Annotated in this window: 16 protein-coding genes; 1 reads left to right on the top strand and 15 read right to left on the bottom strand. The window is 29.6% G+C overall.

Annotated features, from left to right (window positions below):
- Nucleotides 1–922 (bottom strand): ComEC/Rec2 family competence protein (locus SOR60_RS00740; protein ID WP_320594961.1); only part of this gene is annotated, 922 nt, incomplete at its 3' end.
- Nucleotides 923–965: 43 nt separating this feature from the next.
- On the opposite strand from SOR60_RS00740, the gene SOR60_RS00735 reads away from it, so the two are divergent.
- Nucleotides 966–1,709 carry an alanyl-tRNA editing protein gene (locus SOR60_RS00735; protein ID WP_320594960.1) on the top strand — a complete coding sequence of 248 codons (744 nt, stop codon included), beginning with the start codon at nt 966–968 and terminating at the stop codon, nt 1,707–1,709.
- A 41-nt stretch (nt 1,710–1,750) separates the two neighbouring features.
- On the opposite strand, the gene leuS is transcribed toward SOR60_RS00735, so the two are convergent.
- The 14 genes from leuS to SOR60_RS00665 form a co-directional block, all read right to left on the bottom strand.
- Nucleotides 1,751–4,159, bottom strand: coding sequence for a leucine--tRNA ligase (leuS, locus tag SOR60_RS00730; RefSeq protein ID WP_320594959.1), 2,409 nt, complete (start codon nt 4,157–4,159; stop codon nt 1,751–1,753).
- A gap of 9 nt (nt 4,160–4,168) precedes the next feature.
- The gene (gene asnS / locus SOR60_RS00725) at nt 4,169–5,557 is read right to left on the bottom strand and encodes an asparagine--tRNA ligase (protein WP_154541115.1); all 1,389 of its coding nucleotides are present in this window, start codon (nt 5,555–5,557) and stop codon (nt 4,169–4,171) included.
- Nucleotides 5,554–6,870, bottom strand: a complete 1,317-nt coding sequence (locus SOR60_RS00720; RefSeq protein ID WP_320594958.1) for a replication-associated recombination protein A — start codon at nt 6,868–6,870, stop codon at nt 5,554–5,556. The genes asnS and SOR60_RS00720 overlap by 4 nt, the downstream gene beginning before the upstream one ends.
- Nucleotides 6,871–6,916: 46 nt before the next feature.
- Nucleotides 6,917–7,372 (bottom strand): transcriptional regulator NrdR, encoded by a 456-nt coding sequence (gene nrdR, locus SOR60_RS00715; RefSeq protein WP_154541117.1) that lies wholly within the window; start codon nt 7,370–7,372, stop codon nt 6,917–6,919.
- A gap of 1 nt (nt 7,373) precedes the next feature.
- Nucleotides 7,374–8,459, bottom strand: a complete 1,086-nt coding sequence (ftsZ, locus tag SOR60_RS00710) for a cell division protein FtsZ (protein WP_154541118.1) — start codon at nt 8,457–8,459, stop codon at nt 7,374–7,376.
- Between the two features lie 23 nt (nt 8,460–8,482).
- On the bottom strand, nt 8,483–9,253 hold the full coding sequence (locus SOR60_RS00705; RefSeq protein ID WP_320594957.1) for a cell division protein FtsQ/DivIB: 771 nt from the start codon (nt 9,251–9,253) through the stop codon (nt 8,483–8,485).
- Between the two features lie 2 nt (nt 9,254–9,255).
- Nucleotides 9,256–10,341, bottom strand: a complete 1,086-nt coding sequence (murG, locus tag SOR60_RS00700; RefSeq protein WP_320594956.1) for an undecaprenyldiphospho-muramoylpentapeptide beta-N-acetylglucosaminyltransferase — start codon at nt 10,339–10,341, stop codon at nt 9,256–9,258.
- Nucleotides 10,338–11,651, bottom strand: a complete 1,314-nt coding sequence (murD, locus tag SOR60_RS00695) for a UDP-N-acetylmuramoyl-L-alanine--D-glutamate ligase (RefSeq protein ID WP_320594955.1) — start codon at nt 11,649–11,651, stop codon at nt 10,338–10,340. Before murD ends, murG begins: the two co-directional genes overlap by 4 nt.
- Nucleotides 11,648–12,598 (bottom strand): phospho-N-acetylmuramoyl-pentapeptide-transferase, encoded by a 951-nt coding sequence (gene mraY / locus SOR60_RS00690; protein ID WP_154541125.1) that lies wholly within the window; start codon nt 12,596–12,598, stop codon nt 11,648–11,650. The genes murD and mraY overlap by 4 nt, the downstream gene beginning before the upstream one ends.
- Nucleotides 12,599–12,603: 5 nt before the next feature.
- Entirely contained in the window at nt 12,604–12,996 is a 393-nt protein-coding gene (locus tag SOR60_RS00685) for a septum formation initiator (protein ID WP_154541127.1), read from the bottom strand.
- A 1-nt stretch (nt 12,997) separates the two neighbouring features.
- Entirely contained in the window at nt 12,998–13,918 is a 921-nt protein-coding gene (gene rsmH / locus SOR60_RS00680; RefSeq protein ID WP_154541129.1) for a 16S rRNA (cytosine(1402)-N(4))-methyltransferase RsmH, read from the bottom strand.
- A 1-nt stretch (nt 13,919) separates the two neighbouring features.
- The gene (gene mraZ, locus SOR60_RS00675; RefSeq protein WP_154541131.1) at nt 13,920–14,333 is read right to left on the bottom strand and encodes a division/cell wall cluster transcriptional repressor MraZ; all 414 of its coding nucleotides are present in this window, start codon (nt 14,331–14,333) and stop codon (nt 13,920–13,922) included.
- A 256-nt stretch (nt 14,334–14,589) separates the two neighbouring features.
- Complete coding sequence (gene lgt, locus SOR60_RS00670; RefSeq protein ID WP_154541132.1) at nt 14,590–15,360, bottom strand: prolipoprotein diacylglyceryl transferase; 771 nt, start codon at nt 15,358–15,360, stop codon at nt 14,590–14,592.
- 1 nt (nt 15,361) lies between these two features.
- The gene (locus SOR60_RS00665) at nt 15,362–16,105 is read right to left on the bottom strand and encodes a YebC/PmpR family DNA-binding transcriptional regulator (protein WP_154541134.1); all 744 of its coding nucleotides are present in this window, start codon (nt 16,103–16,105) and stop codon (nt 15,362–15,364) included.
- Nucleotides 16,106–16,110 lie beyond the last annotated feature (5 nt).

The following is a 16,110-nucleotide window of genomic DNA, read 5'->3' as shown; positions in this document are numbered from 1 at the left end:
AAGGATTTATAAAAATAATTAATAGAAAAGATGCCATTAGAATTTTATACATATCCTTTCCTTTTTTTAGTAAAAAACCCAAATATGTAATACTATGAAGTAAGATTACTCTCATAATAGAGAAAGGAAATCCTATCAAATATCCATAAGATACTGAAAAAATTACCCCTAAAGGCAGAGCCACTTTATAAGAAAGCCCAAATTTTATAAGTATAAGTATCATAAACCCTAATATTATATCTATATGAAGACCAGATACAGCAAGTAAATGGGAAATACCTAAAGATGATAATTCACTTATATTCTTATACTTTTCTGATAAAACCACAGCCTTTACAAAATCAGATGCATCCTCACTTAAATTATTGTCAAAGATAGATTTTATATAAAAACTAAATTTTTCTTTAAGTCTTAAATTAAGATATTTCGTTTTTTCTACTCTCTTCAAATCTATAATTTTAAGTCTTGATTTAACCCCTTTTCCAAGCATGTAATTCCTATAGTTGAAAAGATAAGGGTTGGTATTTTTAGAGACTAGATCTATTTCAAAATTTCCTATAAGCCTATCTCCAAGATTAAATTCTTTATCTGATATAAGAATTGATTTTTCATCTATTTTATAAATTTTATCTTTAGCCTTAACTGTATAAATAAATCTATCATTAGTGCTAGACTTATCCACTACTAAAAGTGATAAGTCTAGTTTTTCATATTTGTTCAATTTAAAAGAATTAAAATTTATTCCTGCTATGAAATTTCCTAAAATTACTGCTAGAAAAAAATAAAAAATTGTTTTTTTCATAAATAAAAGACATAGGAAAAAAAGTCCTAAAATCAAGACTAAATTAAGACCTTCAAAATATACAAAAAAACCTATTCCACAAATAAAACCTAATAAGCTTAAAAATAATATTTTTCTCATATCTATCTCCCACTTAAATTATAACATATGATATAATTATAGTATGAAAGATTTATTATACATAAGTCATCCCTTGATAGATGAAATTAGTGCAAATATAAAAAAGAAAAAATATAATTATCCTTATACTAAACTTATCTTAGATAGAAGCATTTTTATTCCGAAAACCGCCTATCTTCTGGATGAAAATCCCGAAATATCCTCATTTAAAATAAAAAACATACAGATGGTTGAAAAAGATATTGTATATACAATTGAAGGAAATATAGAGAAAAAGGAAGTCTACTTAAAAATTGATAAAAAAGCAAGACTTAAAAATTTATATTATAATACTGCATTTTATATTTTTAAGGCTATCTTTTATCAATTCTATAATAACAAGAACATAAGCCTCTCAATAGAAAAAAATAAATCTCGAATTAAGGTAGATAATTTTTATGAAAATTTTGATTTAAAAGCTTTTAAAGAACTTTTTGAAAAGATTATAAAGCTTGGCCTCGACATAAATATAGAAGAGGAAGAAATTTTTATTGATGGGTTTGAAAGATTTCCAAATCAGGGTGTATTTTTGAGAAATACCAAATATTTAGAAGGTATTTATGTTTTTTCATTAGAAAAAATTGAAGATAAGCTTTTAATTGATTTTATAGTTGGAGATGACTATTTAAAATTTGTTAGTAAGAGTATGGATTTGATTGAATATATTAAAAATATCTCTACAGGAGATTTAGATTCTAGTGAAAAGATTACTAAGATTATATCCGCTATACAAAATCAAAAATATTAATGGACTATTCATAAATTTATGAATAGTCCATTTTTTAGTCTTTATTTTACAAGTAGATTTAATATCTTGCCTGGTACATATATTACCTTAAATATATCTTTTCCATCTATATGTTTTTGTATGTTTTTATCATTTTCTGCCTTACTTACAGCATCTTCTTGATCTGCATCTTTACTTATATTAAGTTTAGTCCTAACTTTGCCATTTACTTGAACTGGAAGTTCAATTGTATCATATTCAAGCTTAGATTTATCATAAATTGGCCATGATGCTTGATTGAGCTCACCTTCAAATCCTATTTCTTCCCATAATTCTTCTGTTAAATGAGGGGCAACTGGATTTAATAAGATTAAGTAAGTCTTATAATCTTTTTTGGTGATTGTCCCTTTATTTCTAAATTCATTTAATAGACTCATCAAAGCGGCTATAGCTGTATTATATTTTAGTGATTCATAATCATCAGAAACCTTTTTAATAGTTTGATTTATAAGAATTTCTAAATCTTTTGAATATTCTTCTCCATCTTCTACTAATTCATAAAGGTTAAATACTCTTTCAAGATATTTCCTACAACCTTTAACCCCCTCGTCTGACCAAGGAGCAGTTGATCTAAAATCACCAATAAACATTTCATATACTCTTAGAGTATCAGCACCATAATCTCTTACTATGTCATCAGGATTTACTACATTTCCTCTTGATTTAGACATTTTTTGATGGTCTTCTCCAAGAATCATTCCATGAGATGTTCTTTTTTGATATGGTTCTTTTGTAGGAACCTTACCTATATCATATAAGAACTTGTGCCAAAATCTTGAATAGAGTAAATGAAGTGTTGTATGTTCCATTCCGCCATTATACCAATCAACTGGTGTAAAGTATTCTAGATTTTCTTTGCTTGCAATATCCTTACTATTATTAGGATCTGTGTATCTTAAATAATACCATGAAGAGCCTGCCCATTGTGGCATTGTATCTGTTTCCCTTTTAGAAGGCTTTCCGCAGATTGGGCAAGTAGTATTTACAAAGTCATCTATTTTTGATAATGGACTTTCTCCATCATCTGTCACCTCATAGCTTTCTACTTCAGGAAGCTCTATAGGAAGATTTTCTTCCTTTTCTGGAACCCAACCATGTTCTTGACAATAAATCATAGGAATTGGTTCACCCCAATATCTTTGTCTAGAAAATACCCAATCTCGAAGTTTGTAATTTACTTTTGCAAAGCCTATCTCATTATCTTCAACATATTCTATCATCTTAGCTTTGGCTTCATCAACAGAAAGACCATTTAAAAAATCTGAATTTATCATAAGTCCCTTGTCATTTGATATTGTAGGAAGTTCTTCATCCCCATTGTCAATTACAGGAATTATTGGCATATCAAACTTTTTAGCAAATTCAAAATCTCTTTCATCATGGGCTGGTACTGCCATAATCGCACCTGTACCATAAGATATAAGTACATAATCAGATATCCAAATTGGAACTTCCTTTCCATTTACAGGATTTATAGCAGATATTCCATCAAGTTTAACCCCTGTTTTTTCCTTAGAAAGCTCACTTCTTTCAAAATCTGACTTTTTCTTAGCAAAAGTTTGGTATTCTTTAACTTTATCGAGATTTTTAATATCATCTTTAAATTTTTCAAGCATAGGATGTTCTGGTGCTATTACCATATAAGTTGCGCCAAAAATTGTATCAGGTCTTGTAGTATAGACATTTAATTTATAATCCTTATCCTTTAATTTAAAGTCTATTTCTGCACCATAGCTTCTTCCAATCCAATTTTTTTGTTGAGTTTTGATTTTTTCTTCATAGTCAACACCATCTAAATCATCTATGAGTCTGTCTGCATATTTTGTAATTTTTAACATCCATTGATTTTTAACCTTATGGGTTACATCTGAGCCACATCGTTCACACTTACCATCAACTACTTCTTCATTAGCAAGTCCTATCTTACATGATGGACACCAGTTTATTGGCATTTCTTTTTTGTAGGCAAGCCCATGTTTATAGAGTTGTATAAATATCCATTGACTCCATTTATAATAATTTGGATCAGTTGTGTTAATTTCTCTTGACCAGTCAAATGAGAAACCAATTGATTTCATTTGCGACTTGAAATTTTTAATATTATCTCTTGTAACTATTGCTGGGTGTATATGATTTTTTATAGCATAGTTTTCTGTTGGAAGACCGAATGCATCCCAACCCATTGGATAAATTACATTTTCTCCTTCTAGTCTTCTTTTTCTTGCTACTATATCTAAAGCCGTATAAGGTCTTGGATGGCCTACATGAAGACCTTGACCTGATGGATATGGAAATTCTACTAATGGATAGAATTTCTTTTTATCCTTATCTATAACAGCTTTAAATGTTTCCTCATCATCCCATATTTTTTGCCATTTTTTCTCAATGGCATTTGGATTATATTCCCTCATAATTACTCCTTAGTTTTTTGATGCAAATGACTTAACTGTTCTTGGATATTGTATTACGTCACGAATGTTCTTCATTCCAGTAAGATACATTACAGCTCTTTCAAAACCAAGTCCATATCCTGAATGAACAACAGAACCATATCTTCTAAGATCTAGATAATTTTGATATTCATCTATGTTAAGTCCATTATCTTCCATAGATTTTACAAGTTCATCATATCTTTCTTCCCTTTGGCTTCCCCCTATCAGCTCACCTACAGCTGGAACTAATAGATCAAAAGCAGCTACAGTTTTCCCATCTTCATTTCTTCTCATATAAAAAGCCTTTATGTCTTTTGGATAGTCTGTAACAAAAACAGGTCCATCTACAATCTTTTCTGATAAATATCTTTCATGTTCTGTTTGAAGGTCCATTCCCCATTCTACTGGATATTCAAAATCTACATTGGCTTCTTTTAGTTTTTTTATAGCATCAGTATAGGTAATTCTTGCAAATTTAGCATCTTTTACCTTTTCAAGCCTTTCTATAAGTGTATCATCAATTTTTTCATTGAAAAAAGTAATCTCATCTTTACAATTTTTAAGAACATAGTCAATCATATACCTAATCATATTTTCCGCTACATCCATACAATCATTGTAGTCAGCAAAGGCAATCTCTGGCTCAAGCATCCAAAATTCAGCTGCATGTCTTGGTGTGTTTGACTCCTCTGCCCTAAAAGTTGGTCCAAATGTATAAATGTCTGAAAAAGCAAGAGCAAAATCTTCTGCTTCCAATTGACCTGATACTGTAAGATATGATTTCTTTCCAAAAAAATCCTTAGAATAATCAACTTTTCCTTCATCATTTAGATTAGGTTTTTCAAGATTTTGGGTTGTAACTTGGAACATCTCTCCTGCTCCTTCAGTATCAGATGCTGTAATTATAGGTGCATTTAAGTAGATAAATCCTCTTTCTTGGAAGAAATTATGAAGAGCAAATGCAAGTTTACTTCTTAATCTAAATACTGCCCTATAAGTATTTGTTCTTGCTCTTAGGTGAGGAATAGTTCTCATGTATTCAAGAGATTGTTTTTGTTTTTGAATAGGGAATTTTTCATCACTATGGCCTAGTACAATAACCTTATTTGCTTGAAGTTCAAAGGCTTGTTTTGCATTATTTGTTTTAACCAATAACCCACTAACCCTTAATGATGCTGAAAGATGTTCTTTTTTTAGTTCTTCAAAGTTATCTAAGTCTTTACTTAACACAACTTGGAGGTTCTTAAATATAGTTCCATCGTTTAGTTCTATAAAACCTACATTCTTAGTAAACCTCGCTTGTCTTATCCATCCTTCAAGAGTAATTTCCTTATCAATAAATTTTTCTAAATCTCTTTGAATTTCTCTTAATTTCATTTGTCTAATCCTCTCTTAACTTTTTCTAATTTTTCTACAAGCTCTTTTTCATATCCAATATTTTTTGGCTCATAAAATTTTTCATTTTTATACTCATCTGGTAAATAATCTTGTTTAACATAGCCATTATAGTTATGAGGGTAAAGATACTCATCTTTTACTAATTTTTTGCTATCTTTATAGTGAGTATCTTTTAATTTATTTGGAACTTCTAAATCCCTCTTATTTTTAACAAAATCCATAGCCTTATTTATAGCAAGATATGTGGAATTGTTTTTAGGACTAAGTGCAAGATAAACGCAAGCCTCTGCTAAAATAATTCTTGCTTCAGGCATTCCAACTGCTATTGACGCATTAAAAGCATTAGTTGCAATATTTAATGCATTTGGATCTGCAAGAGAAATATCTTCTGCAGCAAAAATAATCATCCTTCTTCCTATAAATTTTATATCTTCACCTGAGTTAAGCATTTTTGCTAAATAATAGATACTTGCATCAACATCTGAACCTCTCATAGATTTTATAAAAGCAGATATTGTATTGTAGTGCCTGTCACCATTTCTATCATATATTGAAATCTTTTTTTGAATTGAATCTAAGATAGTTTGGCGGTCAATTTCTATTATACCTTTATTATCATCTTGTGAAAACACAGCTATCTCTAAAGCATTTAAAAGTGCCCTACAATCTCCATTTGAATAGGATATTAAGGTTTCTATTGCATCATTTGTTATACTTATATTTTTTCTTTGGAGTATTCTATCCTTATTTATTGCTCTATCTATAAGCATCTTTAAATCATTATAGCTATGACTTTTCAGCTCAAAAACATACATTCTAGATATCAATGCCTTATTTACTTCAAAATATGGATTTTCTGTTGTTGCCCCAATTAATATAATTGTAGAATCTTCTACAAAAGGCAGAAGATAGTCTTGTTGTGATTTATTAAACCTATGAATTTCATCTATAAAAAGTATAGTCTTTTTATTTTCAAATTTAAGATTATCCTTTGCTATTTCTATTTTTTTCTTTAGATCGGATATACCGCTTGCTACAGCAGATATTTTTTCAAAAGCCATATCAGTAGTATTTGATATGATTTCTGCAAGTGTAGTCTTACCAACTCCTGGAGGTCCATAAAAAATAGATGAGTAAATCCTATCTGCCTTAATCATCCTTCTTAAAATCTTTCCTTCACCTATCAAATGTTCTTGACCAATAAAATCATCAAGTGTTTTAGGTCTTAGCCTATCTGCTAAGGGAGCTGATTTTTCAATTTCTCTTATCCTATTTAATTCAAATAAATCCATGCTTTTCCTATCTTTAAAAAAAAGATGCTATCCTTCATGAATAACATCAATTTTCATCTTTTAAATTTTTTAATTCTTCGTAAAAACTTTCTACATCCTTAAATTCTCTATATACTGAAGCAAATCTAACATATGCTACTGGATCTATATTTTTAAGTTTATCACAAACAAATTTTCCTATTGTAGTGGAAGATACTTCCTTTTTTCCCAAATGATTTATTTCAAGTTCTATTTCATTTGCTATTTGTTCAATTTGATCGATAGAAACTGGTCTTTTCTCACAAGATTTTACTATACCATTTATAAGCTTTGACCTATCAAAAGATTCCCTTGTATCATCTTTTTTTATAACCATAAGTGTCCTGTCTTCATACCTTTCATAAGTTGAAAATCTCTTGTTACAGCTTTGGCAAAGCCTCCTTCTTCTTATAGCAGTATTATCTTCTGTAGCCCTCGAATCTATAACTTTTGTATCATTTGAGTCACAATATGGACATTTCATTTTATTTTAAGAAGTCAGGAAGATCTATATCATCAAATGGATTTGATATTTTTTGTGAATTCTGTCTTTTTGTTGTATTTTTCGCCGGTGCTTGTCTTCTATTTTCAATAACTTCTCTTCTTTTTTGAGAATCTTGATCAAAACCTGTTGCTATTACAGTAATCTTAATATCGTCACCTAGAGATTCATCACTTCCAACACCAAAAATGATATTGGCATCAGAATCGATATGCTCTCTTATTAACTCTGCTGCTTCATTTGCTTCCATAAGTCCAACTTCTGCTGCAGTAACATTTAATAATACTGCATTTGCACCTTCTATTGATGTTTCAAGTAGTGGAGAGTTTACAGCAGCTTTTGCAGCATCAACTGCTCTATTTTCACCACTTGCCCTACCAATACCCATATGAGCAATACCTTGGTCTGACATAATTGATTTAACATCTGCAAAGTCAAGGTTAATAACATTTGGTATAGCTATAAGTTCTGATATACCACTTACAGCATCCATAAGTACTTGGTCAGCCATTTTAAATGCTTCTACCATAGATGTTCTTTTTTCAACTATTTGTAAAAGTCTATCATTAGGAATTGTAATCAATGTATCTACACTATCCTTAAGTGCTTCTATACCACCTTCTGCAGATGTTTGTCTTTTTCTTCCCTCAAATGTAAAAGGTTTTGTAACAACTCCTACTGTAAGTATACCTTGCTCTTTTGCTTTTTTAGCAACTACTGGAGCCGCACCTGTACCAGTTCCACCACCCATTCCAGCAGTGATAAAAACCATATCAGCTCCTTTAAGTGCCTCATCTATTTCAGATTCACTTTCTTCAGCAGCCTTTTCTCCAATTTCAGGATTAGCACCTGCTCCAAGTCCTCTTGTAAGCTTTGCACCAATTTGTAATTTTATATCAGCATTAGCTTCATTTAATGTTTGAAGGTCTGTATTAAGCGCTATAAACTCAACTCCAGAAAGTCCTCCTTCTCTCATTCGGCTTATGGCGTTATTTCCACCACCACCTACACCTATTACTTTAATTTTGGCTAAGGCATTATTTTCTACTTCCATATTGATATTTGCCATATTCCTCCCCCGTTTCATAACTTTTATTTCTCATTATCTTGATCTAGACTTGTTTTATCGACTTCAACTACAGGATCTTTACCTTTATCAAGTCTTATAGTGTAGGCTTTAAGCCCTTTATCACTAATATCTTTTAAAACTGAATCGAGTAGTTTCAGCTTATAATCATAATTATTTAAATCTCCAAAATTAATATGAATATCATTTATTATTATACCAATATCCTGATTGTTTTCCAAGTCTATTTCTTCTAAGTTAAGGCTATACTTATATTCTTGAATTTTCTCTATAAAACCAAGAACTTGCTTATTATCTGTAAACTTTTCACCAAGTTTTGGTTTTTTTTCTATCCCTTTTAATACAACTAGGCCATTCTTATTACTTGTCTTATCTAAAACTTTAGATTCATTTGATATTATATACTCTTTATTGTTGAATGTTGCTGTCATAAATGCAAATTCTTCTTTTACATTTATAAGTATCTTATCTGGATATTCTTTTTGTATATCGACATCTTTAATAATTTCTTCTTTTTTTAAGTTTTCTATACTCTTATTCGCATCATAGAAAAAAATATTATTTCCTATAGGATTATTTAATTTAGATAAGATTTCCTCATCGCTTAAAATTTTATTGCCTTCAATATATATTTGAGAAATTCTAAAATAATCATTCTTAAATATATTATAAATAATAACAATAAAACTAATTATTAATAAAAAAATCACGAACAAAGGTGTAAAAACTTTTTCTTTTCTTTTTTTCTTTACTTTTCTTCTTTTTCTTTTTTCCATAATTAACTTGCCATAAGTTTTCTGATTATATTATAAATCTCATCAGCTGCTTTAGGATTTTGTAAACTATTGGCCTTCTCTCCCATGTTTTTTAATTTATCCTTGTCATTGATTATCTCTTTTATATTATCATATAATTTTTGACCAGTTAAATCTTTTTCAAGAATCATCAGACTTGCACCATGTTCAAAATAGTTTCTTGCATTAAATTCTTGATGATTTTCTGTTGTATAAGCCTTTGGAATTAAAATAGAAGCCTTTTTTAAGGATGAAATTTCAGTCAAGCTCATAGCTCCAGAAGAGGCTATAACTAAATCACTTACAGCATAAAAAAGGTCAATACTATCTATATAAGAAAAAATTTTAAGAAATTCATTATTATATACTTCTTTTTTGAAATTTTCAAAATACATATTTCCTGTTTGATGAAGTAGGTAAAAATCACCCTTCATAAGTTGGCTCATTTCTTTTACTGCTTCATTTAATGCATATGAGCCGTTTGATCCACCAAACGAAAATACTACTGGTATATCCTTTTTTATACCAAGCTTATCTAAATCCTTTTTTGAAAAATCTTCATTAAAGTTTGTTCTTACAGGGTTTCCAGTAATATAAATATTATCTTTGTTTTTCAGGTGTTTTTTAGCCTCTTCGAATGATATACAAACCGCATCTACCCTAGAAGATAAAAACCTTGTTGTTATTCCAGGAAATGAGTTTGACTCATGAATCATAGTTTTTATATGTTTTCTAGATGCTTGATAAAGAATTGGAGCACAAACATATCCTCCAGTTCCTATGACAAGATCTGGTTTAAAATCATTGATTATTTTTTTAGCCTTAGAAAAACCCTTTAAATTTGTAATAAGAGATTTAAATAATCTCTTAGATATCTTTCTTGGAAGACCCATAGCTTCTATAGAATGGAATTTATAATCATACTTTTTTACAATTTTTTCTTCAGGTCCGCCCTTTATTCCAACATAAAGAATTTCAAGATCATCAATTTCCTTTTCTAATTTTTGGCATATTGCAATGGCTGGATAGATATGCCCTCCCGTTCCTCCGCCTGATACTATTATCTTCATCTTGGCTCTCTTTCTTTTACTAAATTCTTAAAGTCATTTCCTCTTTCTTCAAAACTTTTATACATATCCCAACTTGCTGATGCTGGAGATAATAAGACTATATCATTTTTCTTCATTATCATAAATGCTCTATCAACAGCATCTTTCATAGTATCTTCTATAAAATATTTTATACCATAGTCTTCGCTGACAGATTTTAAAATATTTTTAGTTTGACCAATTAAAATAATAGCTTTTATTTTTTTACTTGAACTTTCAAATAAGGGCCTGTAGTCTATATTTTTATCATAGCCTCCAGCTATTAAAATTACATTCTTATCAAAACTTTCTAAGGCTTTTATTGCAGAATCAACATTGGTTGCCTTTGAGTCATCAAAAAATTTAACATTATTAATTTCTGTAACAAATTCAAGTCTATGACTTATAGCCTTAAATGTTTTAATATATTTAACTATTTCATTTATATCAATTCCGTATAGATATAATGCCAAGACTGCTGCCATGGCATTTGATATATTATGATTACCTACAATTTTTAAATCATTCCTAGAAAATAATTTTATAGGTTCATCTATGTTTAAAACTATATCATCACCATCTAGATATATACCATTAGATATCTTCTCTTTTGTTGAAAATTCATAAATATTTGCATTGAAGTTTTCTTTATTTTTACTTAATATTTTATCATCATGATTTATAATAATATAATCTTTTTGATCTTGATTTCTAGCTATACTTAACTTATCTTTAATATAGTTTTCCTCACTTTTATGCCAGTCTATATGATCTGGTGTAATATTTAAAATGATTCCAATATGAGGTTTGTAAAACTTTGTATTATGTAGTTGAAAAGATGAAACTTCTTCTACAAAGACTGCTTCATTTTTATACATTTGCCATAGAATACCTTCACCAATATTTCCAACTGCTATAGCTCTTTTTCCTGACTCATTTAAGATATGGCTTATAAGTGAAGTTGTTGTTGTTTTGCCATTTGTTCCAGTTACTGCCAAAAATTCTTTATTATTAAAAATTCTATAAGATAATTCTATATCTGATATTATCTCATTATTTTTTTCAAGAACTTTTACTATCTCATCATCCGGTTTTATACCAGGGGATTTTACTACAAAATCAAATTTATCCTCTTTTTCTACATCAGAAATAGGGCTATAGTCATAGCCCTTTAATCTATCGTCTTCTTTTTTGAGTTTGTCAAAAGTATAAACTTTATATCCCTTACTTGCTAATGTTTTTACCGTTGAAATACCTGTTATTCCTAAACCATATACTAAAACTTTTTTCATATTGCTGCCAATAAAGTAATCAAAGATAAGATTACTGATACTATTGTAAAACCAGTAACTATTTTTGGTTCTTTGTATCCTTTCAATTCAAAATGATGGTGGATTGGTGTCATTAAAAAAATTCTCTTTTTATTTCTAAGCTTATATGAGCCTACTTGTAGGATTACTGAACCCGCTTCAGCTACATATATACCTCCTAATATCACTAAAAAAAGAGCCATTTCCATATTTAGTGCAAGTGCTACTACAGCCCCACCTATAGCCATAGAACCTGTATCACCCATAAATACTGATGCAGGATTTGAATTATAAAATAAAAATCCTAATAGTCCAGCTAACATAATACTTGCAAATAATTTATCTTCAACACTTGTTGCAAGAATTATAAACGAAATAAAAACAGGAATAGAAACTGATGAAGAAAGTCCATCAAGTCCATCTGTAAGATTTACTGCGTTAGATGTTCCTATCATTATAAACATCATAAGTGGTATACCAAATATTGAGATGTTAATTCTGGTATGAGTAAATGGTATCCAGAGTTTAGTTATGGTGTCATTTTGAAATATAAAACATAAAAGTGCGATTACAAACGATAATCCTACTTGCAATACAATTTTTTGTTTGGCAGTAAGTCCAAGTGACCTTTTTAAAACAAGCTTTCTAAAATCATCAACAAAACCTATTGCTCCAAAACCAAATGTTGCAAGAAGCAATATAAAAGTTTTCATAGAAAAAGGAACAAAAATTAATGTCATTACAAGCGTTGATATCAAAAATATAATACCACCCATTGTCGGTGTACCCGCTTTTTCATAGTGACTTTTTGGCCCTTCTTCTCTAATATTTTGCCCTATATGGCTATTTCTTAAGATTGGAATAATAATTCTTCCAAGTATAAGTGTTAGTATTAATGTTAGTAAAATTATTCTTAAAATATCTTTCATTTCTCCTACCTATCAATATCAAGATAAACAATATTGTTCTTGTTCTCATATACCATACCCAATTCTTCTATTGCATATCTTTGGATTTCTTTTAAATCAACTGTATCTTCTAGGTTTTTATTAAGCCTATCACGTGTAAGTTGATAAGATGTATATTGACTTTGTAAACTATTATACTCGTTTCTTGTATTATTCAATTTTATGTAATTTTTAATAGTAATAAAGCCCATTACTATAAAAGATAAAAATAATAAAGCTAAAATATTTGCTTTAAACTTTTTATCTTCTTTTTTAAACTTATTATACTTAAGCTTTAGATTATAATCAGTTTGATTTTGCAAACTTAGCTTTTTAATTCTTTTTCTATTTTGTTTTCTTTTTCTTAAAGCTTCCTGCATATCAAACCCTTTCAACTACTCTAAGCTTTGCACTATGAGACCTTCTATTCTCCTTAAGCTCAGACTTTTTAGGTAAAATTGGTTTTTTTGTAATTACTTTTACCTTCCTTTTGTGGTTACACACACAAACCGGGAAGTCTGGTGGACAAATACAGTCTTTGCTCATTTCTTTAAATTTATTTTTAACAATCCTATCTTCAAGCGAATGAAATGTAATAACACATAACCTTCCACCTTTTTTAAGGTTGTCTACTACGGTTTCTAAAGTATTTTCCAAAACTTCAAGTTCACGATTAACTTCGATTCTCAAAGCTTGGAATACTCTTTTTTCAGGATGAGCTTCGTTTGAGTTTACAGAATTCATAACAATATTTCGGAGTTGTAAAGTTGTATTAATTTCTTCGTTTTTTCTGTAATCTACAATGGCTTTGGCTATAGTTTTAGAATATCTTTCTTCGCCAAAATTTTGGAATATCTCCCAAAGCTCATCCAAAGAGTAATCATTGACAATATGCTTTGCTGTTAACTCATTATCTTTGTCCATTCTCATATCTAAAGGACCGTCTTTCATATAAGAAAAACCTCTATCTGCCTTGTCAATTTGATATGAACTTACGCCAATGTCCATCAAAGCGCCATCTAATTTATCTACGCCTGCTTCAAGGAGAACATTTTGTATATTTTCAAAGTTTCGGTTAAAATACAATACATTCGAGAAGTTATTTAAGTTCTCCTTAGCTGCTTTGATAGCTTCTTTATCCTGGTCTAGTCCAATTAAAAGTCCGTCTTCATTAAGTCTTTCTAAAATCTCTTTAGAATGACCTCCCTTACCTAAAGTTAGGTCAGCATAAATACCATCTTCTTTTATATTCAAGTTTTCAATTGATTCATTTAACAAAACTGATATGTGTGAAAATTTCATACTACTGATCCATTATCTCTGATAAGTTTCCTTCTACATCTTCTATATATTGGTTCCAATTATCCAAATCCCATATTTCTATGTTGGTATTGTTACCAATTATCATAGCTTCGTCTTTTAATTTGGCATATTCGCGTAATTGCTTATTTATTAGAACACGTCCTTGTTTGTCTAAATAAGCTTTGATAGTGGAAGAAAAAAACAATCTTTTCATTGCCCTGTTGTTTTTGTTTTGGTAGGATAGTTCTTCATACTTTTTTGCACGATTTTGAAACTCTTCTATAGTATAAATAACTAAAGAGTTTTCAGGGCCCTTTGTAATATAAAATTCATCTCCCAAGTCATCTCTAAAGTCACTTGGCATCATTATTCTATTTTTAGAATCTACTTTATGAATGAATTCTCCTAAAAACATGACCCACCTTCTACCACATATTTCCACTTCACTTATATCTTATAACAAAGCCTACAAATTGTAAAGACTTAAAAAAATATTTTTAAGAATAAATTTCAACTTTTAACTATAAATTCAAACTAATTAATGTTTGGTGGTAGAAAAACCCAAAAATAAAAATAAAAGGGCTATTGCAAAATTATGAATTTCTATCATTGTGCAACAGCCCCAGTATGAATATAAAATTGTAAGCTAAGTATCGAATATCCTTAAAAATCTAGCATCTATTCTTCTTTATGAATTGTCCCATGTTCAAATGTTTATATCTTACAAACAAATATATGCCTAAAATAAGGTAAATTACACTTGTAAATTGTGCCATTCTTATAGGCCCTATCATTAAAGAATCTGTCCTTAAAGCTTCTACAAAAAATCTAAGTACTCCATATGCCATAAAATATATAGCAGTTTGCTTTCCCTTGGCAGGTTCTTTTTTCCTATAATTTATCAAAAATAAGAATATAAGAAAATCTCCAATAGATTCATAGAGAAAAGTAGGATGAACCCTTACCCCATCAACAAGGATTGCCCAAGGAAGATTTGTTGCACTACCATGAGCTTCACCATTTACAAAATTACCCCACCTTCCTATAGCTTGCCCTAAAGCAAGTGATGGTACCATAACATCTGTTATATCAATAAGTGGAATTTCTTTTTTCTTACTATAAAAATATAAGGCAATTATCGCAAATAAAATTCCTCCATGAATAGCAAGACCTCCTGCCCTAAAGTTTAAAATTTCTATAGGATTATTTTTATATAAATCCCATTCAAATACAACATACCAAAGCCTAGCCCCAACTATTGCAAAAGGTAAGGTTACAAATAAAATATCATAAATGAAATCCTCACTAAATCCCCTTCTTGAAAACTCTTTTTGAGCAAATTTTGCACCTATTAAAATTCCTGTAATAATAATAATTGCATACCAATATACATCTATACCAAATATAGAGAAAGCAACCCTATCAATTTTAAAATCTAACATATTAATCAATTCCTAAATCTTCAGGTACTTTCCAATTTGTATAAACCTCTTGAACATCATCGTTATCTTCAAGATTTTCTATCAATTTAGCTATTTGTTTTAAGTTTGATTCTTGAGCTTCAATTAGATTGTCTGCTATATAAGATAAGTCAGCTTTTGATAACTTATATCCAGCTTCTTTAAATTTATCTACCACTGGTTGAAATTCATCAACGCTAGTTGTTATTTGATATACATCTTCATCCTCTTCTACATCTTCTGCACCAAACTCAATTGCCTCAAGCATAAGCTCATCAAAGTCTATAGAATCATCCTTATCAATTTCTATAATACCCTTTCTATTAAACATAAACATTACTGAGCCATCTGTTCCAAGGTTTCCTCCAAACTTATCAAATAAATGTCTTATATCTGGAGCAGTCCTATTTTTATTATCTGTAAGACAATCAACTATTACAGCTACCCCATCTTTAGCATAACCTTCATATATGACTCTTTCAAAATTTGCTCCATCTGTTGAACCACTTGCTTTTTTAATAGCTCTTTCAATATTATCGTTAGGCATATTTTCTGCCTTAGCCTTATCAATAGCAGCTTTTAGTGCAGGATTATATTCAGGGTTATCTCCACCTTCTCTTACTGCAACTGAGATAATCCTATTTAATTTGGTAAATATCTTACCACGTCTTGCATCTTCGCTACCTTTTTTGTTTTTTATTTTGCTCCATTTATTATGTCCTGACATATATC

This window comes from Anaerococcus porci, from assembly GCF_034090325.1.
Taxonomy (GTDB): domain Bacteria; phylum Bacillota; class Clostridia; order Tissierellales; family Peptoniphilaceae; genus Anaerococcus; species Anaerococcus porci.
The sequence above is the reverse complement of the archived record's forward strand: the minus strand, read 5'-3'. Positions and strand labels throughout refer to the sequence as shown.